This is a genomic window from Mesorhizobium sp. WSM3224, assembly GCF_000427725.1.
Classification (GTDB): Bacteria; Pseudomonadota; Alphaproteobacteria; order Rhizobiales; family Rhizobiaceae; genus Mesorhizobium.
The window spans coordinates 1-25,537 of sequence record NZ_ATYO01000012.1 but is presented as its reverse complement, the minus strand read 5'-3'; the positions used below and the strand labels follow the sequence as shown (position 1 = coordinate 25,537).

At 63.9% G+C, this 25,537-nt stretch carries 31 protein-coding genes; 25 read left to right on the top strand and 6 right to left on the bottom strand.

Going from position 1 to position 25,537, the window contains the following annotated elements:
* The first annotated feature begins 2 nt into the window (after window positions 1–2).
* From ribD to YU3_RS0120205, 11 genes are all read left to right on the top strand, one after another.
* The gene (gene ribD / locus YU3_RS0120255; protein WP_027167963.1) at window positions 3–1,136 is read left to right on the top strand and encodes a bifunctional diaminohydroxyphosphoribosylaminopyrimidine deaminase/5-amino-6-(5-phosphoribosylamino)uracil reductase RibD; all 1,134 of its coding nucleotides are present in this window, start codon (window positions 3–5) and stop codon (window positions 1,134–1,136) included.
* Complete coding sequence (locus YU3_RS0120250; RefSeq protein WP_027167962.1) at window positions 1,136–1,753, top strand: riboflavin synthase; 618 nt, start codon at window positions 1,136–1,138, stop codon at window positions 1,751–1,753. Before ribD ends, YU3_RS0120250 begins: the two co-directional genes overlap by 1 nt.
* A 70-nt stretch (window positions 1,754–1,823) precedes the next feature.
* Window positions 1,824–2,084: a ribbon-helix-helix domain-containing protein gene (locus YU3_RS39465; RefSeq protein WP_084508167.1), complete on the top strand. Its 261-nt coding sequence runs from the start codon at window positions 1,824–1,826 to the stop codon at window positions 2,082–2,084.
* Window positions 2,084–2,359, top strand: a complete 276-nt coding sequence (locus YU3_RS0120240; RefSeq protein WP_027167960.1) for a type II toxin-antitoxin system RelE/ParE family toxin — start codon at window positions 2,084–2,086, stop codon at window positions 2,357–2,359. Before YU3_RS39465 ends, YU3_RS0120240 begins: the two co-directional genes overlap by 1 nt.
* Window positions 2,360–2,438: 79 nt before the next feature.
* A complete protein-coding gene (ribH, locus tag YU3_RS0120235; protein WP_027167959.1) occupies window positions 2,439–2,933 on the top strand; it encodes a 6,7-dimethyl-8-ribityllumazine synthase in 495 nt (164 codons plus the stop codon).
* Window positions 2,930–3,424 carry a transcription antitermination factor NusB gene (nusB, locus tag YU3_RS0120230; protein WP_027167958.1) on the top strand — a complete coding sequence of 165 codons (495 nt, stop codon included), beginning with the start codon at window positions 2,930–2,932 and terminating at the stop codon, window positions 3,422–3,424. The genes ribH and nusB overlap by 4 nt, the downstream gene beginning before the upstream one ends.
* Window positions 3,421–4,644: an MFS transporter gene (locus tag YU3_RS0120225; protein ID WP_027167957.1), complete on the top strand. Its 1,224-nt coding sequence runs from the start codon at window positions 3,421–3,423 to the stop codon at window positions 4,642–4,644. Before nusB ends, YU3_RS0120225 begins: the two co-directional genes overlap by 4 nt.
* A gap of 159 nt (window positions 4,645–4,803) precedes the next feature.
* Window positions 4,804–5,715 carry an ABC transporter substrate-binding protein gene (locus YU3_RS0120220; RefSeq protein ID WP_036259030.1) on the top strand — a complete coding sequence of 304 codons (912 nt, stop codon included), beginning with the start codon at window positions 4,804–4,806 and terminating at the stop codon, window positions 5,713–5,715.
* Window positions 5,716–6,026: 311 nt separating this feature from the next.
* Window positions 6,027–7,190, top strand: coding sequence for an ABC transporter permease (locus YU3_RS0120215; RefSeq protein ID WP_027167955.1), 1,164 nt, complete (start codon window positions 6,027–6,029; stop codon window positions 7,188–7,190).
* Window positions 7,187–8,125 carry an ABC transporter ATP-binding protein gene (locus tag YU3_RS0120210; RefSeq protein WP_027167954.1) on the top strand — a complete coding sequence of 313 codons (939 nt, stop codon included), beginning with the start codon at window positions 7,187–7,189 and terminating at the stop codon, window positions 8,123–8,125. The genes YU3_RS0120215 and YU3_RS0120210 overlap by 4 nt, the downstream gene beginning before the upstream one ends.
* Complete coding sequence (locus tag YU3_RS0120205; protein WP_027167953.1) at window positions 8,122–8,871, top strand: ABC transporter permease; 750 nt, start codon at window positions 8,122–8,124, stop codon at window positions 8,869–8,871. The genes YU3_RS0120210 and YU3_RS0120205 overlap by 4 nt, the downstream gene beginning before the upstream one ends.
* A gap of 36 nt (window positions 8,872–8,907) precedes the next feature.
* On the opposite strand, the gene YU3_RS40705 is transcribed toward YU3_RS0120205, so the two are convergent.
* A complete protein-coding gene (locus tag YU3_RS40705) occupies window positions 8,908–9,066 on the bottom strand; it encodes a hypothetical protein (protein ID WP_156913536.1) in 159 nt (52 codons plus the stop codon).
* A gap of 60 nt (window positions 9,067–9,126) precedes the next feature.
* On the opposite strand from YU3_RS40705, the gene YU3_RS0120200 reads away from it, so the two are divergent.
* Window positions 9,127–11,268: a sodium-translocating pyrophosphatase gene (locus YU3_RS0120200; RefSeq protein ID WP_027167952.1), complete on the top strand. Its 2,142-nt coding sequence runs from the start codon at window positions 9,127–9,129 to the stop codon at window positions 11,266–11,268.
* 95 nt (window positions 11,269–11,363) lie between these two features.
* Here the strand turns inward: YU3_RS0120200 and YU3_RS0120195 are convergent, their stop codons facing one another.
* The 3 genes from YU3_RS0120195 to YU3_RS0120185 form a co-directional block, all read right to left on the bottom strand.
* Entirely contained in the window at window positions 11,364–12,353 is a 990-nt protein-coding gene (locus YU3_RS0120195) for a glycosyltransferase family 2 protein (protein ID WP_027167951.1), read from the bottom strand.
* Window position 12,354: 1 nt separating this feature from the next.
* A complete protein-coding gene (locus YU3_RS0120190) occupies window positions 12,355–12,948 on the bottom strand; it encodes a dTDP-4-dehydrorhamnose 3,5-epimerase family protein (RefSeq protein ID WP_245273569.1) in 594 nt (197 codons plus the stop codon).
* An 88-nt stretch (window positions 12,949–13,036) separates the two neighbouring features.
* A complete protein-coding gene (locus YU3_RS0120185; protein ID WP_027167949.1) occupies window positions 13,037–13,558 on the bottom strand; it encodes an outer membrane protein assembly factor BamE in 522 nt (173 codons plus the stop codon).
* 117 nt (window positions 13,559–13,675) lie between these two features.
* Between YU3_RS0120185 and YU3_RS0120180 the strand changes: the two genes are divergently transcribed.
* The 7 genes from YU3_RS0120180 (at window position 13,676) to YU3_RS0120150 (ending at window position 18,456) form a co-directional block, all read left to right on the top strand.
* Window positions 13,676–14,218: a ubiquinol-cytochrome C chaperone family protein gene (locus YU3_RS0120180; RefSeq protein ID WP_027167948.1), complete on the top strand. Its 543-nt coding sequence runs from the start codon at window positions 13,676–13,678 to the stop codon at window positions 14,216–14,218.
* A gap of 11 nt (window positions 14,219–14,229) precedes the next feature.
* Window positions 14,230–14,778: a DUF177 domain-containing protein gene (locus tag YU3_RS0120175; RefSeq protein ID WP_027167947.1), complete on the top strand. Its 549-nt coding sequence runs from the start codon at window positions 14,230–14,232 to the stop codon at window positions 14,776–14,778.
* Window positions 14,779–14,908: 130 nt separating this feature from the next.
* The gene (gene plsX / locus YU3_RS0120170; RefSeq protein ID WP_027167946.1) at window positions 14,909–15,979 is read left to right on the top strand and encodes a phosphate acyltransferase PlsX; all 1,071 of its coding nucleotides are present in this window, start codon (window positions 14,909–14,911) and stop codon (window positions 15,977–15,979) included.
* A gap of 9 nt (window positions 15,980–15,988) precedes the next feature.
* Entirely contained in the window at window positions 15,989–16,960 is a 972-nt protein-coding gene (locus YU3_RS0120165) for a beta-ketoacyl-ACP synthase III (protein WP_027167945.1), read from the top strand.
* A 107-nt stretch (window positions 16,961–17,067) separates the two neighbouring features.
* A complete protein-coding gene (locus YU3_RS0120160; RefSeq protein ID WP_023815657.1) occupies window positions 17,068–17,391 on the top strand; it encodes an integration host factor subunit alpha in 324 nt (107 codons plus the stop codon).
* Window positions 17,392–17,523: 132 nt separating this feature from the next.
* A complete protein-coding gene (locus YU3_RS0120155; RefSeq protein WP_027167944.1) occupies window positions 17,524–18,063 on the top strand; it encodes a MerR family transcriptional regulator in 540 nt (179 codons plus the stop codon).
* Window positions 18,064–18,153: 90 nt separating this feature from the next.
* On the top strand, window positions 18,154–18,456 hold the full coding sequence (locus YU3_RS0120150) for a DUF883 family protein (RefSeq protein ID WP_027167943.1): 303 nt from the start codon (window positions 18,154–18,156) through the stop codon (window positions 18,454–18,456).
* 327 nt (window positions 18,457–18,783) lie between these two features.
* On the opposite strand, the gene YU3_RS39460 is transcribed toward YU3_RS0120150, so the two are convergent.
* Together YU3_RS39460 and YU3_RS0120140 are read right to left on the bottom strand one after the other, a co-directional pair.
* A complete protein-coding gene (locus YU3_RS39460; protein WP_084508165.1) occupies window positions 18,784–18,972 on the bottom strand; it encodes a hypothetical protein in 189 nt (62 codons plus the stop codon).
* Window positions 18,973–19,199: 227 nt separating this feature from the next.
* Window positions 19,200–19,808 (bottom strand): hypothetical protein, encoded by a 609-nt coding sequence (locus YU3_RS0120140; RefSeq protein ID WP_027167941.1) that lies wholly within the window; start codon window positions 19,806–19,808, stop codon window positions 19,200–19,202.
* Window positions 19,809–20,091: 283 nt separating this feature from the next.
* Here YU3_RS0120140 and YU3_RS0120130 point away from each other — a divergent pair, with 283 nt between their 5' ends.
* The 6 genes from YU3_RS0120130 to YU3_RS0120105 all read left to right on the top strand — a co-directional run.
* A complete protein-coding gene (locus YU3_RS0120130) occupies window positions 20,092–20,358 on the top strand; it encodes a helix-turn-helix transcriptional regulator (RefSeq protein WP_027167940.1) in 267 nt (88 codons plus the stop codon).
* A 151-nt stretch (window positions 20,359–20,509) separates the two neighbouring features.
* Window positions 20,510–20,968 carry a YbaK/EbsC family protein gene (locus tag YU3_RS0120125; protein WP_027167939.1) on the top strand — a complete coding sequence of 153 codons (459 nt, stop codon included), beginning with the start codon at window positions 20,510–20,512 and terminating at the stop codon, window positions 20,966–20,968.
* Window positions 20,969–21,226: 258 nt separating this feature from the next.
* Window positions 21,227–22,555 carry an NAD(P)H-dependent oxidoreductase gene (locus tag YU3_RS0120120; protein WP_027167938.1) on the top strand — a complete coding sequence of 443 codons (1,329 nt, stop codon included), beginning with the start codon at window positions 21,227–21,229 and terminating at the stop codon, window positions 22,553–22,555.
* 2 nt (window positions 22,556–22,557) lie between these two features.
* Entirely contained in the window at window positions 22,558–23,586 is a 1,029-nt protein-coding gene (locus YU3_RS0120115) for a thiamine pyrophosphate-dependent dehydrogenase E1 component subunit alpha (protein ID WP_027167937.1), read from the top strand.
* Window positions 23,586–24,584 (top strand): alpha-ketoacid dehydrogenase subunit beta, encoded by a 999-nt coding sequence (locus YU3_RS0120110; RefSeq protein WP_027167936.1) that lies wholly within the window; start codon window positions 23,586–23,588, stop codon window positions 24,582–24,584. The genes YU3_RS0120115 and YU3_RS0120110 overlap by 1 nt, the downstream gene beginning before the upstream one ends.
* Before the next feature lie 3 nt (window positions 24,585–24,587).
* Window positions 24,588–25,537, top strand: a 950-nt coding sequence (locus YU3_RS0120105) for a 2-oxo acid dehydrogenase subunit E2 (protein WP_027167935.1), incomplete at its 3' end; no start/stop codon positions are given.

The window sequence follows — 25,537 nt, the reverse complement described above, 5'->3', positions numbered from 1 at the left end:
TCATGGCGGGACCGCTACCGAACGAGGCCGCGCAGGCGGCTCTTGATCGCCGTTTCATGGCAGCGGCCATCAGGTTGTCGCGCCGCAATGCCGGCCGCACGTCGACCAACCCTTCCGTCGGCACCATCATCGTGCGCGACGATGGCATGGGGCGACCGATGATCGTCGGCACCGGCGTCACGGCCGTCGGCGGCCGCCCACATGCCGAGACCGAGGCGCTGGCCGAGGCCGGCGAACTCGCGCGTGGTGCCACGGCTTACGTCACTTTGGAACCTTGCGCCCATCACGGCCGCACGCCGCCTTGCGCCAACGCGCTGGTCAATGCCGGTGTAGCGCGCGTCGTCGGGGCGGCGAGCGATCCCGATCCGCGCGTCTCCGGCAAGGGCTACGCCATCCTGCGCGCCGCCGGCGTGCAGGTGGTCGAGAAGGTGCTTGCCACCGAGGCCGCCGAGCAGATGGCCGGCTATCTGACTCGCTCTCTGAAGAAGCGCCCGGAAGTAACTCTGAAGCTTGCGCTTTCGAGCGACGGCAAGATCGGCCGCAAGGGCGCGGGCCAGGTCGCGATCACCGGCGAGATCGCACGGCGCGATGTCTATCTGATGCGCGCCGAGGCCGACGCCATCCTGGTCGGCATCGGTACCGCGCTTGAGGACGACCCGGCGCTGACCGTGCGCCTGCCGGGGCTGGAGAACCGCTCGCCGGCGCGCATCATCCTCGATCGGCAGATCCGGCTGCCGGAGACGTCCAAGCTGGTGTCCGGCGTCGACCGCGTGCCGCTCTATATCGCCTCTTGCCTTGAAGCCGATCCGCAGCGGCGAGCGACGCTCGAACGCGCCGGCGTGCGCTTCATCGGCACCGAAACATATTCAGGCGAAGTGGCCCTGCCGGAATTGCTCGAGGACCTTGCCGCGCTTGGCATGGCAAGCGTCTTGGTCGAAGGCGGCGCCAAGGTAGCCGAGGCCTTCCTGGAGGAAGACCTGGTTGACCGCATCGTCCTGTACCAGGGACCGGAAGCGATCGGCGAGGACGGCATCGCATCGCCCGTCGACGCCGACCATATCCCGGCGGGGTTCCGCAAATTGCGCGAGATGCGGTTTGGTGAAGACGTTTATGCTGAATGGGTAAGAGATCTCTGATGTTTACTGGCATTGTCACGGATGTGGGCACCGTCGCCGCTGTAAAGCCTCTCAGCGAAGGCGTTGGCCTGCGCATCGACACGGCTTACGATCCCGAGACCATCGCCATCGGCGCCTCGATTTCATGCGGCGGCGTCTGCCTCACCGTCACCGCCTTGCCCGAACATGGCTCGAACGCACGCTGGTTCGAGGTCGAAGCCTGGGAGGAAGCGCTCAGGCTGACCACCGCTTCAAGCTGGAAATCCGGCACCAGGATCAATCTCGAACGCGCCCTGAAGATCGGCGACGAGCTCGGCGGCCACATCGTCTCCGGCCATGTCGACGGCACGGCCGAAATCGTCGAGCGCAAGGACGAGGGCGATGCGGTGCGCTTCACTCTGGAAGCGCCGCGCCATCTGGCGAAGTTCATCGCACCGAAAGGCTCGGTAGCGCTCGATGGCACCTCGCTCACCGTCAACAAGGTCGAAGGCACCCGCTTCGACGTTCTTTTGATCCATCACTCGCTGAGCGTCACCACCTGGGGCGAGCGCCAGGCCGGCGACCGCGTGAACATCGAGATCGACACCATGGCGCGCTACGCCGCACGCCTGGCGGAGGCGGCGAAGGAAGGGTTGTGAGGCAAGGCTCAAAGCTTTCCTCGACTTAATCAGCTTTAATCGTTATGATTAAACCTGATTGCGAGGTTGTATGGACACCAAAGTCATCACCGCTCACGTTCCTTTGCCACTTGCTGAGAAAGTGGACCAACTTGCCGCGCGTCTGGAGCGTCCGCGCGGCTGGATTGTCAAACAGGCCCTTTCTGCCTGGGTCGATCTGGAGGAAGAGCGCCACAAGCTCACTCTTGAGGCACTGGCTGACGTGGATGCTGGTCGGGTTATAGAGCACCAAGCGGTCCAAGCCTGGGCTGACAGCCTTGGAACCGAAAAGCCATTGCCGGTGCCGCGTTGATGGAATTGAAGTGGACCAGCAAGGCATTGTCCGATCTGGTCAGGCTTCATGATTTTCTCGCACCAGCAAATAGCCAGGCCGCTGCACGGGTGGTGCAGTCACTCGCTGCCGCACCGAAAAGGCTAATCGAATATCCGCGCATCGGTGAGAAACTGGAGGAGTACGAACCGCGCGAAGTGCGTCGAATCTTGGTAGGCAACTACGAAATTCGGTACGAAATCCAGAACACCACAATTTCGGTGCTGCGTCTGTGGCATGCCAGAGAGGATCGATAGGACGGCCGCCTCGGCCAATCTTCCGCTTGCGATCAATCCGGCTTCGGCCTAAGTCACCGGCAACCCCCCGGAGACTTTTATGGCAGGCATATCCCAACACGGCAAAGCGTTCATTCGTCCGAAGGCGAAGGCGCATCTGCTCATTGTAGAAGCGCGTTTTCACGACGATCTCGCCGACGCTCTGCTTGAAGGCGCGACTGGCGCGCTCGACGAGGCCGGCGCCACCTATGACGTCGTCACGGTTCCCGGTTCGCTGGAAATCCCGGCCGTGATATGCTTCGCGCTCGACGGCGCCGCTGAAGGCGGCACGCATTATGACGGTTTTGTCGCGCTCGGCGCCATCATCCGCGGCGATACCTATCATTTCGACATCGTCGCCAATGAATCGAGCCGCGCTCTGATGGACCTTTCGGTGCAGGAGGCGATCGCGATCGGCAACGGTATCCTGACGACCGAGAACGACGCGCAGGCATGGACGCGCGCGCGGAAAACGGAAGGCGACAAGGGCGGCTTCGCGGCGCGCGCGGCGCTGACGATGATCGCGCTCAAAGAAAAACTCGGAGCCCAATCGTGACCGAGCCTGCCCCGACCGGAGCGGTGCGCCACGCCAACAAGCGCGGTGCCGCCCGTCTTGCCGCCGTCCAGGCGCTCTACCAGATGGATGTGGCCGGCAGCGGCGTCTTCGAGATCACGGCCGAATACGAGACCTTCCGCCTCGGCAAGGAAGTCGATGGCGCGCTCTATCGCGAGGCCGACGCGCAATGGTTCCGCGCCATCCTGACCGGCGTCGTCGAAAACCAGAAGACCATCGACCCCGTCATCCGTCAGGCGCTGACCGAGGATTGGCCGCTGTCGCGGCTGGACTCGACGTTGCGCGCCATCCTGCGCGCCGGCGTCTATGAATTGATGAAGCGCGAGGATGTGCCGGTGGCCGTGATCGTCTCCGAATATGTCGACATCGCAAAGGCCTTCTACGAGGAAGACGAGCCGAAGCTGGTGAACGCCGTTCTCGATCGTATCTCGCGTAGGGTTCGCGGCGAGGGGCGTGGCAAGGACGCTTCGTGACGACTGCGACAGCCACGCTCGCCGAGACCGGCAGGGAGGGGCGCCGCACGGCGGTGCTGCTCGCCGCCGCGCAGGCGATCGTCGGTTCGGCCGCTCCGATCGCCATTTCGCTCGGTGCGCTTGCCGGTCAATACCTGCTCGGTCCGGACAAGTCGCTGGCGACCGCGCCGGTCACCGGTTTTAATCTCGGGGTGGCGCTCGGCGCCTTGCCGGCCGCCGCCCTCATCCGCCGGCTCGGCCATCGCGGCGGCTTCATGACCGGCACGATCGTCACCGCGCTCGGCGGCCTGATCGCCACGCTTGCGCTCTATCAGGCGAGCTTCTGGCTGTTCGCCTTCGGCCTCTGCGTCATCGGCGCCGGCGGCGCTTTCGTCCAGCAGTTCCGCTTCGCGGCCGCCGACAACGCGCCGCCCGAGTTCAAGGCACGCGCTATCTCCTTCGTGCTGGCCGGCGGCATCGTCACCGCCATCCTCGGGCCGCAGATCGTCATCTATACGCGCGAATTGCTGGCCCCGGTGATGTTTGCCGGGTCCTTCGCCTCGATCCTGCCGCTGGCGGTGGCTGGCGCGCTCATCCTGTCGTTCCTGCGAGTGCCTTCGAGGGCGAACGCCGTCACGGAAACCGCTGCAAGCGATGCCCGCCCGCTGATTGAAATCGTCACCCAGCCGCGCTTCGTCGCAGCACTTTTCTGTACCGTCGGCAGCTATGCGCTGATGAGCTTCGTCATGACCGGCGCGCCGCTCGCCATGGTCGGCTGCGGCCTGTCGGAAGACAATGCGACGCTTGGCATCTCCTGGCATGTCATGGCCATGTTCGGCCCTAGCTTCTTCACCGGTTCGCTGATCCATCGCTTCGGCGCCGAACGCATCGTCGCCACCGGCCTCGTCCTGCTTATCGGCTGCGCCGCCGTGGCGCTTTCCGGTCTGGCGCTATGGCAGTTCTGGACGGCGCTGATCCTGCTTGGCCTCGGCTGGAATTTCAGTTTCATCGGCGCCACCGCCATGGTTGCGGCCAGCTACCGGCCTTCCGAGAAGAGCAAGGTCCAGGGCTTCCACGACTTCGCGCTGTTCGGCTCTGTCGCCTTCGCCTCGCTGATGTCCGGCGCGATCTACAATGCCTGGGGCTGGACCATGCTGAACTGGATCGTGTTTCCGGTCGTCGTGCTCTGCTTCCTGGCGCTTGGCGCCCTGAAGCTGCCGGGCTTGCGCGCCGCCAACTGACATTACGCTGTCGGGACCGGGCTCGGCACGTGCCTCGCCCAGGGAACAAAAATATTGCGCTGATCCCCCTAGTTATGAAACCGTGTACCCCGACTGGCCGTTATAGCCGTGCTCATATACACCCACCACATTCTCGGTTCATAGCAAGGGATTTTCACGATGTTTTCAATCAGAAAGCTCGCTTTGACGGCGATCGTGCTCGGCATCACCGCCGCCTCGGCCAGCGCCCAGGTGGTCGTCTCCTCGAAGATCGACACCGAGGGCGGCGTGCTGGGCAACATCATCCAGCTCGTGCTCAACGCCAACAACATCAAGACGACGGACCGCATCCAGCTTGGCGCGACGCCCGTCGTGCGCAAGGCGATCACCGCCGGCGAGATCGACATCTATCCCGAATACACCGGCAATGCCGCCTTCTTCTTCCAGAAGGCCGACGATCCGGTCTGGAAGGATGCCGCAAAGGCCTACGAAACCGCCAAGAAGCTCGACTACGACGCCAACAAGATCGTCTGGCTGTCGCCGTCGCCGGCCAACAACACCTGGGCGATCGCGCTGCGCAAGGAAGTGGCCGACGAGAACAAGCTCGTCACCCTCACCGACTTCGGCAAGTATGTCGCGGGCGGCGGCAAGGTGGTGCTCGCGGCTTCCGCCGAGTTCGTCAATTCGGCGGCAGCGCTTCCGGCCTTCCAGACGACCTATGGCTTCACGCTGAAGCCTGACCAGTTGATCACGCTTTCCGGCGGCGATACCGCGGCGACCATCGCCGCCGCGGCCAACCAGACCAACGGCGCCAATGCCGCCATGGTCTATGGCACCGATGGCGGCATCCAGCCCTCCGGCCTCGTCGTGCTCCAGGACGACAAGGGCGTGCAGCCGGTCTATCAGCCCGCGCCGATCATCCGCGAAGAGGTCCTGAAGCAGCATCCCGAAATCGAGGCGCTGCTAAAGCCGGTCTTCGCCAAGCTCGACCTCGTCACCCTGCAGCAGCTCAACGGCCGCGTCCAGCTGGGCGGCGAGCCCGCGAAGGGCGTGGCAGAGGATTTCCTAAAGAAGAACGGGTTTTTGAAGTAACGATCAGAAATCGTGCGAGTGGGACAGATGCGGTCGGCGGAGCTGCCAATCTCCCCCCTTGCGGGGGAGATGTCCGGCAGGACAGAGGGGGGTGCTGTCCCGCCGACTTGTCAACCAATCAAAGGCAGGTCCTTCAGAAGGCTTGCTTTTGAATGGGCTCAACTTCAGACGCTGGCGTTCCTTCACACCCCCCTCTGTCCTGCCGGACATCTCCCCCGCAAGGGGGGAGATTGGATGTCGCGTAGGCTTTCGCCAACCTCCAAAGTCGCAACGGCCGCGAGGCCTTCCCCTCGCTATGAGGCGGGGATTCGATGACCCTGCGCTTCGACAAGCTCGGCGTCGTGATCGCCGCCATCGTCGCCTATGCGGCGTTCCTGGCCCCCTTTGCCACGTTCCGCGCCAACCGCATCGTGCCCGGACAGGCGCGTCCGATCCTCGAGGCCTTGCCACCGACGCTTGGCATGCTGCTGCTGGCGATTGTGATCGCGGGTGGCATCGTCGCCCTGCTCAAGACCCCGCTCACCCTCAGGCTGGCCGCCAGCGTAATCGCGCTCACTGCACTTGCCATCCTGGTCGGCACGGCCGGCGGCTTCCTGACCCCCGCCGGCAACACCTTCGCCCGCGTCGCGCCGGCCTCCGGTTTTTGGTTGCTGATCTTCGCCTTTACGCTGCTTTTGGCCGATGTGCTGACCCGGCTGAACCTCTCGCCATCGGCACGCGTCGGCGCTCTCGTCGTCGCCGTGCTCGCCATCGCCGCGCTGCTCATCTCCGGGAGCTGGGATAGTCTCTCCATCCTCAAGGAATACGCCAGCCGGGCCGACAGTTTCTGGGCCGAGGGTTCCAAGCACATCACGCTGGCGCTGGGCTCGCTGGCGGCTGCGGTGATGGTCGGCCTGCCGCTCGGCATCCTTTGTCATCGCGTCGAGCCGTTGCGGGCAGGGGTGCTGAACGTGCTCAACATCATCCAGACCGTTCCGTCGATCGCGCTTTTCGGGCTGCTGATCGCGCCGCTCGGCTGGGTGGCCGTCCACGTGCCGGGTGCCGCCGCGATCGGCATCAGGGGCATCGGCACCGCGCCGGCCTTTGTCGCGCTCTTCCTCTATTCGCTGCTGCCGGTGGTGGCCAACACCGTGGTCGGCCTTGCCGGCGTGCCACGCGCCGCCAACGACGCCGCGCGCGGCATGGGCATGACGGATCGCCAACGCCTGTTCGATGTCGAGTTCCCGCTCGCCTTTCCGGTGATCCTGACCGGCATCCGTATCGTGCTGGTGCAGAATATCGGCCTTGCCACCATTGCCGCGCTGATCGGCGGCGGCGGCTTCGGCGTGTTTGTTTTCCAGGGCGTTGGCCAGACGGCGATGGATCTCGTGCTGCTCGGCGCGCTGCCCACCGTGGCGCTCGCTTTTACGGCGGCGATCATCCTCGACGCGGTCATCGAGATGACCGCCAGCAAGCGCAGGGTTGAAACGGCATGATCGAGATCGAAGGCATCACCAAGCGCTACGATGAGACGACGGTGGTCGACAATGTTTCGATGCTTATCGAACCGCGGACCATCGCCACCATCGTCGGCACATCTGGATCCGGCAAGACGACGCTGCTCAGGATGATCAATCGGTTGGTCGAGCCGAGTTCCGGCGTCATCAAGCTCGACGGCGCCGACAACCGTTCGGTGCCCGGCTACCAGCTGCGCCGCAGCATCGGCTACGCCATCCAGGGCCACGGCCTGTTTCCGCATCGCACGGTGGCGCAAAACATCGCCACCGTGCCGTTGCTGCTCGGCTGGGGCAGGGATCGCATCAAGGCGCGTGTCGACGAGTTGATGACGCTCTACCAGCTCGACCCCCAGGCCTACGGCCCGCGCTATCCGCATGAGCTTTCCGGCGGCCAGCAGCAGCGCGTCGGCGTTGCCCGCGCTTTAGCCGCCGAGCCCAACGTGCTTTTGATGGATGAGCCCTTCGGCGCTCTCGACCCGATCATCCGCACCAAGGCGCAGGAGGATCTGCTGGCGATCCAGAAGCGTTTCGGCACCACCATCATTCTCGTCACCCACGACATGGAAGAGGCTGTCCATCTGGGCGACAAGATCGCCGTCATGGATGCCGGCAAGCTGGTGCAATATGCAAAGCCGGCGGAGATTCTGGCCAGACCGGCAAGCGGCTTCGTCGAGACATTGGTCGGCGCCAGCGAAAGGCCGTTCCGGCTGCTGTCGCTTGGCCACGTGCGCGATGCCGTGGAGCCGGGCGGCGCGGAAGGCGAGGCGATCCCAGGCGACGCCACGCAGCGCGACGCGCTGGCCGAGCTCTTGTGGTCGGGCCGCCCCGCGCTGCCGGTGAATGACGCCGACGGCAAGCTGCTTGGCCGCGTCACCGTCGAAGGCTTGGTGAAGCGCGCCGCGAGGCCGCAATGAAAGCCTGGTTGCCCGCGCTGCTGAGGCTGGCCGTCCTGGTGCTGCTGGTGGTCTTCATCACCAGCCCCAACTGGTTCGAGCCGCTGCTGAAACCCCTGACCGAGAATGGCGCGCCGGCAATCTACAACCAGGGCAGCCTGCTAACGCTGACCTTGCAGCATCTGCGGATAGTTCTGATCGCAACGGTCGCGGCGACGATCGTCGCCGTGGCGCTGGCCATACTGGTCACCAGGCCGGCCGGCGCCGAGTTCCTGCCTTTGTCGCGCAGCCTGGTCAATATCGGCCAGACCTTCCCGCCGGTCGCGGTGCTGGCGCTTGCAGTGCCAGCTGTCGGTTTCGGCGAGAAGCCGACGCTGATCGCGCTCTTCCTCTATGGCCTGCTGCCGATCTTCGAAAATGCGCTGACCGCGCTTACCACGCTGCCGGGCAACGTGATGGAGGCGGCGCGCGGAGCCGGCATGACCGGCTGGCAAAGGTTGATGAAGGTCGAACTGCCCTTGAGCGCCCCGGTGATCCTCGGCGGCATTCGGCTTTCGGTCGTTATCAGCCTCGCCACGGCGACCATCGGCTCGACGGTTGCCGCCAAGACGCTGGGCGAGGTGATCATCGCTGGCCTTATTTCGAGCAACCTTGCCTTTGTTCTGCAGGGCGGCCTGATCGTCGCCGCGCTTGCGGTGCTGATCTATGACGGCCTGTCGGCGATCGAGCGCTTTGCCGCGCGCCGGATGGGGCAGGGGGCGGAATAGCTCCACGTTGGCGGGTTGGCCGGTGATGCCGTCACGTCATTTCAATCGATCTAATTCCGGGCCTGCGCCGGCACAGATATCGCCGTTTTCTTCTTTTGGGCGAAAGCCGGGCAAAAACCGAACAATATCTTGACGTTCCGAGCCTTGTTTCGCATACACCCCAGCCAAGGGGTGGATTCCGCGCGCGGCATTCATCCCCGTTCCAACGGCCCAGGGAGGGGTTCTTTTGGGCCATCAATCGAGGAAAATCCGGCAATGACCATCATTACCGCCGTCATCGCCTGCGGCTTGCTGTCAGTTCTGTACGCCATCTGGGCGACACGTTCGGTCCTTGCGTCCGATCAAGGCAATCAGCGCATGCAGGAAATCTCCGCCGCCATCCGCGAAGGCGCCCAAGCCTACCTGGCGCGCCAGTACACGACAATCGCGGTCGTCGGCATCGTCGTGCTCCTGCTTGCCTGGTGGCTGCTTTCGATCACCGCCGCTATCGGCTTCCTGATCGGCGCCGTGCTCTCGGGCGCCGCCGGCTTCATCGGCATGCATGTTTCAGTGCGCGCCAATGTGCGGACCGCGCAAGCCGCCTCCAACAGCCTTGCCGCCGGCCTCGACATTGCCTTCAAGTCCGGCGCCATCACCGGCATGCTGGTGGCCGGCCTGGCGCTGCTTGGCGTCTCGATCTACTACGCCATATTGACCGGCCCGATGGGCCTGCAGCCGAATGACCGCGTCGTCATCGACTCGCTGGTTTCGCTCGGCTTCGGCGCTTCGCTTATCTCGATCTTCGCCCGTCTCGGCGGCGGCATCTTCACCAAGGGTGCGGACGTCGGCGGCGACCTCGTCGGCAAGGTCGAGGCCGGTATCCCGGAAGACGATCCGCGCAACCCGGCCACCATCGCCGACAATGTCGGCGACAATGTCGGCGACTGCGCCGGCATGGCCGCCGACCTGTTCGAGACCTATGCGGTGACGGTCGTCGCCACCATGGTTCTGGCCGCCATCTTCTTCGGCGGCACGGCAGTGCTTGGTGCTGCGATGCTCTATCCGCTGGCCATCTGCGGCGCCTGCATCCTGACCTCGATCGTCGGCACCTTCTTCGTCAAGCTCGGCTCCAACGGCTCGATCATGGGCGCCCTCTACAAGGGCCTGATCGTCACCGGCCTCTTGTCGATCGTCGGCCTCGCGGTCGCAACCTCGGCCACCGTCGGCTGGGGTGAAGTCGGCACCGTCGCCGGCATCGCCATCACCGGCAAGAACCTGTTCATCTGCGGCCTGGTCGGCTTGGCTGTGACCGGCCTGATCGTGGTGATCACCGAATACTACACTGGCACCGGCAAGCGCCCGGTGAACTCGATCGCCCAGGCGTCGGTGACCGGCCACGGCACCAATGTCATCCAGGGTCTCGCGGTCTCGCTGGAATCGACGGCGCTGCCCGCCATCGTCATCGTCGGCGGCATCATCTCCACCTACCAGCTCGGCGGCCTCTTCGGCACGGCGATCGCCGTCACCACCATGCTCGGCCTTGCCGGCATGATCGTGGCGCTCGACGCCTTCGGCCCGGTCACCGACAATGCCGGCGGCATTGCCGAAATGGCTGGCCTGCCCAAGGAAGTGCGTCACTCCACCGACGCGCTCGACGCAGTCGGCAACACCACCAAGGCGGTCACCAAGGGCTATGCCATCGGCTCCGCCGGCCTCGGCGCGCTGGTGCTCTTCGCGGCCTACTCGAACGACCTCAGGTTCTTTGCCGCCAATGGCGACAAGTACCCCTACTTCCAGGGCATGGGCGAGATCTCCTTCGACCTCTCCAACCCTTACGTCGTCGCCGGCCTGATCTTCGGCGGGCTCATCCCGTATCTGTTCGGCGGCATCGCCATGACGGCCGTCGGCCGTGCTGCGGGCGCCATCGTCCAGGAAGTGCGCAAACAGTTCCGCGAGGATCCCGGCATTATGGCCGGCACCTCGAAACCGAACTACGCGCGCGCCGTCGATCTGCTGACCAAGGCGGCGATCCGCGAGATGATCATCCCCTCGCTGCTGCCGGTGCTGGCGCCGCTCGTCGTCTATTTCGGCGTGCTGCTGATTTCGGGCTCGAAGGCCTCGGCCTTCGCGGCGCTCGGTGCCTCGCTGCTCGGCGTCATCGTCAACGGCCTCTTCGTCGCCATCTCGATGACCTCCGGCGGCGGCGCCTGGGACAACGCCAAGAAGTCGTTCGAGGACGGCTTCACCGATAAGGACGGCGTCAAGCACCTGAAGGGCTCCGAGGCCCACAAGGCCTCGGTGACCGGCGATACCGTCGGCGATCCCTACAAGGACACCGCCGGCCCGGCCGTCAACCCGGCGATCAAGATCACCAACATCGTCGCGCTGTTGCTGCTCGCCGTGCTCGCGCACGGCTGATCGCGGCGCTATTTCAGGACAAGGCCCGCGGGAGCGATCCCGCGGGCCTTCATTTTCGGCATGATATTCGTCACGCATTCCGCCCGGTGGGGCACTCAGCTGGCTTCTGGCTTTTCGCTGCGATGGCGATAGCGGGCCAGCAACTCGTCGGCGTCTGGTTCTCGCTCGGGCATTGGCGATAAGCCGCGTTTCTGGCGCAGCATGGCAATGAACGTGCCGCGGCGATATTGGCGGCGGAAGGAACGCGCCCGCGGATGTATGCCAAGCATGGCCAGAAGCCTGCGTTTGAGGTAGCGGGAGCGCTTGAGGGGAGTAGGTTCCTCGGCGTTGCCAAGAAGGCTGACGCGTAACGCGTCTGGCGCGTTCATCGCGTCCATCAGTTCTTCCTGCTCTCGCGCCATGTCTAGCGCATAGCTGCCTTCGCGCTTGCCCGAATGCAGCATGAGCACGGTCAGATGGGGCATCGTCGCGATCACTGCCCCCTTGCGCCAGGCCCGGAATAGCCAGTCCTGGGAACTCTCGCAGACGCACTGGCTGGCCGGGCGCCATGGCCCAAGCCTTGGCAGTGACGTCCGCCGGATCATTTGTGCGGAGCCGAATCCGACGGTGATGACGGGGTCATAGAAGCCGCCCCGCCCCATCCCGAGGATCATGTGCCTGGAACCGTTGCTCGCGGCCGACTCGATGACCGCACCCCGGGCGATTGCCACATCGGCACCGGTGGCATCCATCCAGCCGCTCATGCATGTCAGATGGTCGGGAAACCAGAGGTCGTCATGGTTCAATATGGCAACGAAACGGCCGCGGGCTCGGGCAAAGCCGATATTGTTCGGCCCCGACTGCTCGCCGAAATTCACGGGAAGATCGATGTAGGAGATGCGGGCGTCGTTGAAAGCGGCGACCGTGGTCGCGGTGTCCGACCGGCACGCGTCGCCGATAACTATGGCTTCCCAGTCCTGCAGGGTCTGACCAACGAGGCTCTTCAGCGCTTGATGCAGCACTGCCGGACGATTGTGCGTCGCTATGACGACCGAGACCAGCGGTTCGATCGATCCAGTTGGCGCGCGCTGGCCAGCCCGTTCCACGCTACACCAGCTTATAAGGGATCTGTTCGGTATCGGGGGGCAATCGCCAGTGATCGGGCGCGTCATAGGCGTAGGCCTTGTCGACGAGGTTCAGGACCAAGGCCGTCTCAGGCCCCAGGGAGGCGACGCCGTGCCAGACGCCGGGCGGAATGACGACGATGGCAGGCCTGACCGCTCCGGCAATCTTGTGCCAGACGGCGCCGAATGTCGGCGAGGCCTTGCGGCCGTCGAACAGTGAAATCCGAACGCTGCCCACCGAGCAAAAAAGCCGGTCGGTGGTGACGCCATGAGCATGCCATCCCGTCACCGCGCCTGAATAAAGAGTGCGTTGAAAGACCTGCCCGACAGGAAGCCCGTCCAGACCCCATTCTTCGCGAAAGACTTCAGTGAGATAACCGGTCGAAGTCGCGACAGGCCGGATTTCCTTGAACGTGACACCGTCGATCGTCGGCGCGTCGACGACAAGCCAGTCAGGTGTCACGGTCTGCCGGTCAGGCGTGCCTGTCGCCATCCAGCCTTGCGGTACTGTACGATCGCTGTTGCTCATGCCCGGCCCCCAAATCCCGAGCAAATTGATAGGGGCGCGCCCGAACATAAGCAAGTATGTGTCCTGACCAGGCGCAAACAAACGACCCGCCGGGCGAGCGGCGGGTCCAGATTGTTTTGCAAGCCGTCTTGGAGACTTAAGGCGTACCGCCGCCGCCGCCCGGAATGCCGGGCGCCAGCTTGCTGGCGCCGCTGATGATCTGGCTGAGGAAGTTCTGGTCCTTGCCGCCGGTCGGCGTCGTCCTCGAGATGAAGTCGAAGACCTTGCCGTCCTTGAGGCCGTAATTGGCGATCTGGGTTACGCGGCCGTCGGCGCCGAAATAGACCGCCAGCACATGCTGGTCGATGATATGAGGGTTGTCGAAGGCGACGTAGCGCTTGCGCGTTTGCGAGATGTAGTAGAAGGCCTCGTTGTCGAACGTCGCCGTCGTCGACGGAGTGCCCAGCGCCAGAAGCACCTGTTCGCGGCTCGATCCGACCGGCACCGAATCGATTGCCTGCTGGTCGATGACGTAGCCTTTCGTCAGCGTCTCGCTTGGATGGAGATCACCGAACATCTTGGACGAATTGCAAGCGGAAAGCGCTGATACCACCAGCAGCAGCGAAGCCACGCCCACCGGGGCGGGCGCAAAGAAAGACTTGAATTTCAGCGCACCCAACAACAATTCTCCATCACATCCCCGCAACTTGCGCTGGGCCGCAAAACCGGTAAACCAGCTTGCATGCCGATGCAACAAGGCCAAATCAAACAACAGGTCCCCGGGAGACCACCCTCAATGTTCCAGCGCCTTTTTGGCCGCGAACGCAATGCCAACCGCGCCATCACTGAGGCGCTCTACGCACAAATCGTGGCGGCGGCGCGGCAAACGGTGTTTTATTCGGACTGGAATGTGCCGGATACGCCGCTCGGCCGCTTCGAGATGTTGTCGCTGCATATGTACCTCATCCAGCACCGGCTGCGTGGCGAGCAAGGCGTGGCGGCCGAGGTCGCGCAGGTGCTGATCGACGAGTTCTTCCTCGATGTCGAGCATTCGCTGCGCGAACTTGGCATCAGCGATGTCGGCGTGCCCAAACGCATGAAGAAGCTGGCAAAGATGTTTTACGGCCGCACGGCCGCTTATGACGACGCCCTCAAGGAATATGATCGGGTGGCGCTCGCAGCGGCGCTCGCCCGCAACGTCAGGCCGGACGACGGCCCTTGGCCCCAGGCACCGCTGCTGGCGGCCTATGTTTGCGGAGCCTCGCAAAAGCTTGTCGCGCAGCCGACCGAATCGATCGTCGCCGGCACGGCCGTGTTCCCGGTCGCCGGGGTCGCGTGAAGGAGGCCAGCATGAAAGACGCCGAATTGCGCAGCCCGGTATCCTTTGCCGCCAATGTCGCGCGGCTGCCGCAAAAGGGCCTGCCGGTCGTGGTCGAGGCCGATGAGCGCCAGCGCGAAGCGCTCGCCGGCAAATATGACCTGCTCTCGATCGAACGCTATCGCGCCGAGCTGCTTGTAGCCGCGTGGAAGCGCAATGGCGTCAAGGTCACCGGCCGCGTCGAGGCCGACATCACGCAGGCCTGCATCGTCACGCTGGAGCCGGTAACCGCGCATATCGACGAGCCGGTCGAGGCGCTGTTCCTGCCCGAGCAGTCGAAGCTTGGGCGCGAGGGCTTCGAGGGCGGCGGCGAGATCGTCCTCGACGCCGACGGACCGGATAGTCCGGAGACATTTTCCGGCGACAGCATCGACGTCGGCGCGCTGGCCGAACAGTTCTTCGGCCTGGCGATCGACCCCTATCCGCGCAAGCCGGGCGCCTCCGTCGACGTTGCCGGCGATGATCCGCCCGAGGAAAGCGAATTCCAGAAAAAGCTGCGTTCGCTGCTTGGAAAATCCTGAGAGTGCTCCGGATTTTGGAAAAGTTGGTTGTGCGGCAGCCCAAAACCGCTATTTTCGCCGAACCTTCGCGAGCCCCCTTACCTTGGCAGGCGCCGTCCGCATGCCAGGCAAACCGTGAGAAAAGCACTACGTGATCAGAATTTCCATCGATGCCATGGGCGGCGATCACGGACCGAGCGTGGTCATCCCGGCGCTGATGACGGTCGCCATCCGCCGCCCTGACATCCGCTTCGTCATCTACGGCCGCGAGGACGTGGTGCGCCCCGAACTCGCCAAGTTCCCGAAACTCGCCGAAGCAAGCGAGTTCGTCCATTGCGAGATCGCCGTGCGCATGGACGACAAGCCGAGCCAGGCGCTGCGCCACGGTCGCTGGAAGTCGTCGATGTGGAAGGCCGTCGAGGCGGTGAAGAACGGCGGCGCGCAGGCCTGCATCTCGGCCGGCAACACCGGCGCGCTGATGGCGATGTCGAAATTCTGCCTCCGCACCATGGCCACCATCGACCGTCCGGCGATCGCGGCGCTCTGGCCGACGACGCGTGGCGAAAGCGTGGTGCTCGATGTCGGCGCCACCATCGGCGCGGATGCGCATCAGCTCATCGATTTCGCCATTCTGGGCACCGGTATGGCGCGCTCGGTGTTCGGCATCGAGCGGCCGAGCGTCGGCTTGCTCAATGTCGGCGTCGAGGAGATCAAGGGTCAGGAAGAGGTCAAGGAAGCCGGCCGCATGCTGCGCGAGGCCAACATGGCCTCGATGAATTATCGCGGCTTCGTCGAAGGCGACGATATCGGCAAGGGCACGGTCGACGTGGTGGTGACAGAGGGCTTTGCCGGCAACATCGCGCTCAAGACCGCCGAGGGCACCGCAAGGCAGATCGCCGGCTATCTGCGCGCCGCCATGAGCCGCACGCTCATGGCCAAGATCGGCTACGTCTTCGCCAAGGGTGCTTTCGACAGGCTACGCGAGAAGATGGATGTCGGTCGCTCCAATGGCGGCGTCTTCCTGGGGTTGAACGGCATCGTGGTGAAGAGCCATGGCGGCGCCGATTCGGACGGCTTCGCGGCAGCCATCGAGCTCGGCTATGACATGGTGCGCAATAATCTGCTTGACCGGATCGAGGCCGACCTCGATCTGTTCCATGCGCGCAACCCGACTGCGCAGGCAAACAGGAAATCCGGCGTCGCCGCCGACGCTGAGGAATAGGAAAGAGCTTTGATCAGATCAGTCGTGCGCGGCAACGGTGCCGCGCTGCCCCGCCGCATCATGAAGAATGCCGACTTCGAAGGCATGGTCGAGACCTCCGACGAGTGGATCGTCCAGCGCACCGGCATTCGCCAGCGCCACGTCGCGGCCGACGACGAGACGACGGCCTCGCTGGGCGAGGCCGCGGCGCGCGCCGCGCTCGACAGCGCCGGTATGACGCCTGCCGACATCGACCTCATCATCCTGGCGACCTCGACACCCAACAACACTTTTCCCGCGACCGCTGTCGATATCCAGAACCGGCTCGGCATGCATCACGGCTTTGCCTTCGACCTGCAGGCCGTGTGCTCGGGCTTCGTCTATGCCGTCGCCACCGCCGACCTTTACATCCGTGGCGGGTTGGCCAGACGCGTGCTGGTGATCGGTTCGGAAACATTCTCGCGCATCCTCGACTGGAACGACCGCTCGACCTGTGTGCTGTTCGGCGACGGCGCCGGCGCGCTGGTTCTCGAAGCCGAAGAGGGGGCCGGCGCGATCACCGATCGCGGCGTGCTGGCGGCGAGCCTGCGCTCCGACGGCGCGCACAAGGACAAGCTCTTCGTCGACGGCGGCCCTTCCACCACGGGAACAGTCGGCCATCTCAGGATGGAAGGCCGTGAAGTGTTCAAGCATGCCGTCGGCATGATCACCGATGTCATCGAGGCGACCTTCGGTGAGGCCGGCATAACGGCTGAGGACCTCGACTGGTTCGTGCCGCATCAGGCCAATAAACGGATTATTGACGCTTCCGCCAAGAAGCTCGGGATTGCCGAGCAGAAAGTGGTGGTCACCGTCGATTTACACGGTAACACCTCGGCTGCCTCGGTGCCGCTGGCTCTCTCGGTGGCCGTCGCCGACGGCCGCATCAAGAAGGGCGACCTGGTGCTTCTCGAGGCGATGGGTGGAGGTTTCACCTGGGGCGCGGTGCTGCTCCGCTGGTAAGTGCCGAACGGTCCGGTTTCGGTTCTTGACCTTGCCGGATCAATTACTTACGCTCTGCCTTTACCTGTATCGATTTACGTTTTTTTGCGAGCAGATGGGACGGTCGCATGGGGGGAAAGACACTTACGCGTGCCGACCTTGCTGAAGCCGTTTATCGGAAGGTTGGCTTGTCGCGAACTGAATCGGCGGAGCTCGTCGAGGCTGTCCTGGACGAAATCTGCGAAGCCATCGTTCGCGGTGAGACGGTCAAGCTGTCGTCCTTCGCCACCTTCCATGTCCGCTCCAAGAACGAGCGCATCGGCCGCAATCCGAAGACCGGCGAGGAAGTTCCGATCCTGCCGCGCCGGGTCATGACGTTCAAATCGTCGAATGTGCTCAAGAGCCGGATCCTGCGTTCGCATCAGAACAGCAAGGGCAAGGGCGGCAAGTAGTTTGCTGGCGAATGCGGTTGAAAACCGCCGGCGGTTTTGACGCTGGGCTTGAATATCGTTTCATAAACCGCTGAAATAAGGCGCGATTCGGCATCATGCACCGGATCGCGGTCCAGTGTGGAGGATTAGCCCATGGACAAGAGCCCCGATGCTTTCCGCACCATCAGCGAAGTCGCGGAAGACCTAGATCTGCCGCAGCACGTGCTGCGTTTCTGGGAGACGCGCTTTACCCAGATCAAGCCGATGAAACGCGGTGGCGGCCGTCGCTACTACCGGCCGCAGGACGTCGAACTGATCAAGGGCATCCGGCATATGCTCTACGATCAGGGCTATACGATCAAAGGCGTGCAGAAGCTGTTGCGCGAGAACGGCAACCATTTCCTGGTCGCCATCGGCAATGGCGACATGGCTGCCGTGGAGGCGATCGCCCAGCGCCGCCAGGCCGAGCAGGTGCCGCTGACGGCGGCCGCGCAGCCGCGCGGCGACGACGATGCGCTCGTCGGCCAGCCGAAGGTGAAGCCCAGCCGCCGCTTCTTTGGTCTCGGCAAAAGCGACGACGAAGGTCCGGTACAACCAGACGCTTCAAAATTGTCGCGTGACAATCGTGCCTTGCTGCAGGAGGCGCTGTTCGACCTCTTGGAATGCAAGCGCCTGCTCGATCAGGTTCGTTGAACGGTCATCACTGCCGGCGCTCCGTCAGCCCGCCGGAACTGGCGCTGCGTCCACGCGTTAGGCCTTCTCTCGAAGAGGAGGACAACAGGCATGGCATCGTTTTCGACCCTCTCCGATCTTGACCTCGACAAGCAGGTCGCGGCGCTCTCGCGACAATTGAACGACCTCAAGAAGGTTTTGGCCAAGCGCGGGGATGCCTATTACGAGGATGGCCGCGAGGCGGCGTCCGACTACTATTCGCAGCTTGCCGATCGCCTGCACGACGCGCTGCCGGCGATAAGGCGCAGGGGCAGGGCGATCGAGCGGACCGCGCGCGATCATCCGGCAACGGCCGCCGCCGTCGGGCTGGTCGTGGTCGGGCTGCTTGCCGGCCTTCTCATCAGCCGGCGCTGATCTTTGCGGACATGGAAATGGCGGCCACGTGTTGCGGCCGCCATTTCCATGTCGGCGGCTGCGGTCAGCGAGCGAGCTTGATCTTGCTCTTCGGATCCGCCACGGCATCATTTCGTTATAGAGCGTCGGGGCGGCGGGATTCGGTAGATAGCCGAGCTTCAGGGCGATGCGAGCGGCCATCAGCACCAGGCGGGTGTCTGGCCGGCGGGTCGGCGCTGGTTCCCATCAGATAGAGTCTGGAATGCGGCTTAAGCAGAAAAACTCCGATGGGAAGGCCAGTCCGCTTTAGCGGCGAAGGCCTGCCTTCCCATCGGCAAGAGGGAAGGATCAGGCCTTCTTCGGAGCCATCTTGTGGTGGTGGTGATGACGATGGTGGTGGTGATGATGCCTGTGATGATGACGATGATGATGATGCTTCTTCATCGGAGCCGCATCAGCGCTGGTGGCGCCGAGGATCGGCATGGTGAACGCCAGGGCCAGAGCCAGCCCGAGCGCAGAGAGGAGGGACTTCTTCATGACTTCGTTTCCTTTTTACGCGGGCGTTCCGAGTTTCACCGGACCAAATCGGCGACCCAAGCCCCGCGATAGGGGACTATCCTCCTGGTTTTTTTCGACAATTTTTCCCAAATGTAGATTTTTGTTTCTGGATTGTTTCTGACAAGCCATCGGCCGCAGCGTGCCCGCCCGAACACGCCAAAGTTGCGTCAGTCTCTGAAAAATCTGAGAGCGTGAGCAGGCCAGACTCACATCGGCGGCGCGATGCGGTGATTCCCGACCACGACCCGATTGGCGACGAGCTTGCCGTCGCTGCCGCGCACGGCGTTGACGAAGACCGCGACGCCCGGCGCGAGATCCGCCGGCTTGGCGGTGGCGAATGTCACGATCGGCGTGGTCTGCGGGATGGCGATCTGCTTCTTCTGGCCGTTGTCATAGGTGAGCGTGACCGTGCGGCCCTGGATCTCGGTCACGTCGGCGACGGTGCCGTTGGTCATGCGGCTGTTGGGCTGCAAATCCCAGTCGCGGTCGCCTTCTCCCGTGCCTTTCAGCGCGGCCGGGAAGATCACGACTTCCAGCGCGCCGCTGCCGCCATCGGCCTTGGACACCGAGGCGATGCCGAGGAAATCGCCTTGCTTGATGTCGGCTGCCGATGCTTTGGCGACGCCCGAGATCTTCCAACCGGCGGCGAGGGTGATCGCATCGGTTTTGCCGTCGCGGTCCTTCACCGTCAGTGTCGGCCCGGCAACGCTGACGACCGTGCCTCGAACACGTACGGCATCCGCTGCCTGCACGTCCGTCGCGCCGATCGCGCCTGAAACTGTGCCCAGCACAATTGCGAATGATTTCAAATTCATGGCTTCGATCCTTCCGAGAAATGCCCGGCGCCCGTCTGTCGACAGCAAGCTAACGAATCGAGGCGTCGAAAATGCCGGCGAATCCGGTCGCCGGCCTTCAAAAGAACTTGATTGAGCGCCGCGCGACCTTACATGTGGAAGGCCTGCGATACCCGGCCAAATGCCGCTTCACGATGGCGTGACGGCCGAAGCTCTTGGCAAATCATTTGTTAACGAGCATTCTCCCGCCAATCTCAGGCAACGCCACATTTCATCAGACCCTGTTTCATCCAAAGGAGTTGCCATGCCCAACACCGCACGAAACGCTGTTTCCAACGACATCATTGCCGCGTCCGGCCTCAACCCGTTGAAAGCCGCTCGCGAAACGAGGGGATACACGATCGAGGAACTCTCTTTGACCTGCGGCTTGGCCGTTGGCGAGATCATCGACATCGAGGACGGCAAGGATGCCGATCCCGCCAAGCTCCGGCGCATTGCTACGGCATTGCAGATGCCGGAAGAGGAATTGATCACTGTGCCGGCGGCAGAGAACAGGCCCGTACAGCAGTAGAGGCGCGAGAAAGCGTCGTTCGAAAGCCCGCCGGCGCCTGCCAGGCGGGCTTTTTAATGCGCGCGAAGCCAAACCCACGGCCTTGCCAATGATCGCCCCGTCATGCCATTCGCCGCCAGCCGTTGTTCGACACGTTTGACGAGAGGTCGCCATGAGCCTGGAATCGGTCCGAGCCTTTTTTGCCGAGCATGCGCCGGACGTAGCGGTCATCGTCACCGAGGCGAGCTCGGCCACCGTCGCACTGGCGGCCGAGGCCCATGGCGTCACGCCGGCGCAGATCGCCAAGACGATCTGCCTGCGCGTCGGCGACGAGACCATGCTGGTGGTGACCAGTGGCATCGCTAGGCTCGACAACCGCAAGTTCAAGGACAGGATGGGCGGCAAGCCGCGCATGCTTGGCGGCGAGGAGGTGCTTGCGGCCACCAGCCATCCGCCGGGCGGTGTCTGCCCGTTCGGTCTGCCGTCGCCGCTGCCCATCTATTGCGATCTGTCGCTCAAGGCTTTCGACGAAGTCGTTCCCGCCGCGGGCGCGACCAACGCCGCGGTGCGTATCGCGCCGCAGCGCATGGCCGATCTGATCGGCGCCGTATGGGTCGACGTTTGCCAGTAACAATTGCCGCCTAGATATCTCTTTATGGTCTGCGAGAGGTCGTCGCGCGGCATTGACCGGCATTCGGCCGCGGGCGGCCGGCTTCCATTTGGTTTGGCCACAGGCACCGTGCTGTACGTGCCTTCCGCCATTGAGCCTCGACCAATTCGAAAAGCACCGATCAATGGCCAAATTTTGGACATTAGTCTTGACAGAAATACAGATGTTCAATACCCGTCAATCGACCACACAGCATGCGATATGGGAGGAATAAGCGGCATGGCTTCCAATATTTCGTTGACGGGCCTTGCCCGTGACCTCGAAGAACGCGCCAAGTCCGGCAAACCTATCCGCATCGGCCTGATCGGCTCAGGCGAAATGGGAACCGACATCGTCACTCGCGTCGCCCATATGTCCGGCATCGAGATCGGCGCCATTTCGGAACTGAACCTGCCGGCGGCCAGCAAGGCCGTCGACATCGCTTTCCAGGAGACCGGCCACGCGCGCGAGGTTTCGAACGCCTCGGCGATGACGTCGGCGATGGAGGCGGGCAAGATCGCCGTCACCAATGATTCCAGTCTCGTCATCGGCAACGACCTCATCGACGTCGTCATCGACGCGACCGGGGTTCCCGCCGTCGGCGCCGAGATCGGTTTGCGCGCCATGGAGCACGGCAAGCATCTGGTGATGATGAATGTCGAGGCCGACGTCACCATAGGCGCCTATCTCAAGAGCGAGGCCGACCGCCTCGGCGTCACCTATTCGCTGGGCGCCGGCGACGAACCGTCTTCCTGCATGGAGCTGATCGAGTTCGTCTCCGCCATGGGCCATCCGATCGTTGCCGCCGGCAAAGGCAAGAACAATCCGCTCAACATCGATGCCACGCCTCCGGACTACGAGGAGGAGGCGAAGCGCCGGCACATGAATGTGCGCATGCTTGTCGAATTCGTCGACGGTTCGAAGACCATGGTCGAGATGGCGGCGATCGCCAACGCGACCGGGCTCGTTCCCGATAAGCCGGGTATGCACGGCCCGTCGGCGACACTTGGCGAATTGTCGAAGGTGCTTGTGCCTGAGAAGGACGGCGGCGTGCTGTCGAAGGTCGGCGTCGTCGACTATTCGATCGGCAAGGGCGTGGCGCCCGGCGTCTTCGTCGTCGCCGACATGTCGCATCCGCGCATTTCCGAACGCATGGAGGACCTGAAGATGGGCAAGGGCCCCTACTTCACCTTCCATCGCCCCTATCACCTGACCTCGCTCGAAGTGCCGCTCACCTGCGCCCGCGTCGTGCTCTACGGCAAAGCCGACATGGTGCCGCTGGCCAAGCCGGTGGCCGAGGTCTGCGCTGTCGCCAAGAAGGATATGAAACCGGGCGACAAGCTCGATGCCATCGGCGAGTATTGCTATCGCGCCTGGATCGTGACAGCGCCGGAAGCTCATGCGGCGCGGGCCATTCCCTGCGGCCTGCTGCAGGGCGGTTCGGTCACCCAGCCGATCAGGAAGGGCGAGCTCATCACCTATGCCAATGCGGCGCCAGCGCCAGGCTCGAAGATCGCCGAGCTGCGCGCCCGCCAGGACAAGCTCGTCTACGGCACCGTGGAGGCGTGATCATGGCCGGAGCCAGCAAAGCCGTCGTGGACAGCCGAGCCAACCTGCCTTTCGTCTATCGCCAGTACAGCCCGGAGCAGCTCAGAGGGGTGCTTCACAAGATGTACCTCATCCGCCGCTTCGAAGAGGGCGCGGAAGAGTGCTACACGCGCGGCCTCATCCACGGCACCATGCACCTGTCGATCGGCCAGGAAGCGAGCGCCATGGGCGTCTGCATGCCGCTGGCCGAAGACGACCAGATTACCTCGACGCATCGCGGCCATGGCCACTGCATCGCCAAGGGCGCCGAGGTCAGCCGCATGTTTGCGGAGTTCTTCGGCAAGACCACCGGCTACTGCAAGGGCCGCGGCGGCTCCATGCATATCGCCGATGTCGCCAAGGGCAATCTCGGCGCCAACGGCATCGTTGCCGGCGGCATCCCGATCGCGGTCGGCGCTGCACTTTCCTCAAAGAGAATGAAGACCGGCAAGGTCGTGGTCTCCTTCTTCGGCGACGGTGCCAACAATGAAGGCGCCTTCCACGAGGCGCTGAACATGGCGGCGGTCTGGAAGCTGCCGGTGATCTTCGTGTGCGAGAACAACGGCTACGGCATGTCGACCTCGACGGCGCGCTCGACCGCGGTGAAGAACATCGCCGACCGCGCGGCCGCTTATGCGATGCCCGGCGTCATCGTCAACGGCAATATCTTCTCCGAGGTGGCCGAGGCGTCCTTCAAGGCGGTCGAGCGGGCGCGCGCAGGCGAGGGGCCGACGCTGATCGAATCGAAGACCTACCGCCATCGCGGCCATTCCAAGAGCGACCGCAACCGCTACCGCACCAAGGAAGAGATCGAGGACTGGATGGCGAACCGCGATCCGATCGCGCTCTTCGAGACCGAGTTGCGCGATTTCGGCTTCATCGACGGCCAGGGCATCCAGGCGATCCGCGACGCGGTTGCCCGCGAGATCGCCGACGGCATCGAATTCGCCAAGGCGAGCCCTGCGCCCGAGATCACCACCCTTCAGGACTATGTCTACACGGAGCATGCGTGATGGACGCCGCGGTGCGTGAACTGAGCTACGCCCAGGCGATCCAGGAAGCCATGGCGATCGCCATGGACATGGACGAGCGCGTCTTCCTGATGGGCGAGGATATCGGCGTCTATGGCGGCGCGTTCCAAGTGACCGGCGACCTGGTCGAGCGCTACGGCACCGACCGGGTGATCGACACGCCGATCTCCGAACTGGGCGGCGCGGGCGTCGCTGTGGGCGCGGCCGTCACCGGCATGCGGCCGATCTTCGAATTCCAGTTTTCGGATTTCGCCACGCTCGGCATGGAGCAGATCGTCAACCAGGCGGCCAAGATGCGCTTCATGCTTGGCGGCGAGGTCTCGGTGCCGCTGGTGATGCGTTTCCCGGCCGGCTCCGGCACGGGCGCGGCCGCCCAGCACAGCCAGAGCCTCGAAGCCTGGCTCGGCCATGTGCCTGGCCTCAAGGTCATCCAGCCGGCCACGCCGCACGATGCCAAGGGTATGCTGCTTGCCGCGGTCGCCGATCCGGACCCGGTCATGATTTTCGAGCACAAGCTGCTCTACAAGATGAGGGGCCCTGTCCCGGAAGGCCATTACACAGTGCCGATCGGCAAGGCCGACATCCGCCGCGAAGGCCGCGACCTCACCATCGTCGCGACCTCGATCATGGTCCAGAGGGCGCTCGATGCCGCGGCCACGCTGGAAGGCGAAGGCATCGACATCGAGGTGGTCGATCTCAGAACGATCCGGCCGCTCGACAGGCAAACCGTCATCGACAGTGTGAAGAAGACCTCGCGCCTGCTTTGCGTCTACGAAGCGGTGAAGACGCTGGGCATCGGCGCGGAAGTGAGCGCGCTGGTCGCCGAGAGCGAGGCGTTCGATTATCTCGATGCGCCGATCGTGCGCCTCGGTGGCGCCGAGACGCCGATCCCCTACAATCCGGATCTGGAAAAGGCGACGGTGCCGCAGGTTCCCGACATCATTGCCGCCGCCCGCGACCTCGTGAAAGGGATCCGCTGAGCGATGCCGACCGAAGTCATTCTTCCCAAGGTCGACATGGACATGGCGACCGGCCAGATCTCGCGCTGGTTCGCCGAGGAGGGCGCCAAGGTCAAGAAGGGCGATGTGCTGTTCGAGATCGAGACCGACAAGGCGGCGATGGAGATCGATGCGCCCGCCAGCGGCACGTTGCGCGACGTCACCGGCAAGGAGGGTGTCGATATTCCCGTCGGCGCACCTGTCGCGTGGATCTATGCCGATGGCGAAGCTTACGGAGCTGATGCTCCGGCGAAGCGGGATGAGGCGCCAATCTCCTCCCTGGCGGGGAAGATGTCGGCGAAGCCGACAGAGGAGGGCGCTGTCCCTCCAGCGCCTCATTCCTTCGCGCCCCCCTCTGGCCTGCCGGCCATCTCCCCCACAGGGGGGGAGAGCAGCCAATCGCCGACCGCCGGACGCGCGACGCCACTGGCGCGCCGCTTGGCCCGTGAGGCCGGTCTCAAGATTGCCGAGGTCAAAGGCAGCGGTCCACGCGGTCGTGTTGTGCGTGCCGATATAGAAGCTGCAATTGCTGCGAAAACCGCTGTCGCGCCTGTACAGGCCGAAACGCAAACGTCAGTCGAGCCCCCGGCCCCTGCTTCGAAGCCGATGTCGGACGACCAGGTGCTGAAACTGTTCGCCGAAGGCTCCTATGAACTCGTCCCGCATGACAACATGCGCAAGACCATCGCGCGCCGCCTGGTCGAGGCCAAGTCCACCATCCCGCATTTCTATCTGACGCTGGATTGCGAGCTCGATGCGCTCTTGGCGCTGCGCATGCAGCTCAATGCGGCAGCCCCGATGAAGAAGACGGAGAAGGGCGAGGTTCCCGCCTACAAGCTCTCGGTCAACGACATGGTGATCAAGGCGATGGCCATGGCGCTGATGGCGGTGCCGGATGCCAACGCCTCGTGGACCGACAGCGCCATGGTCAAGCA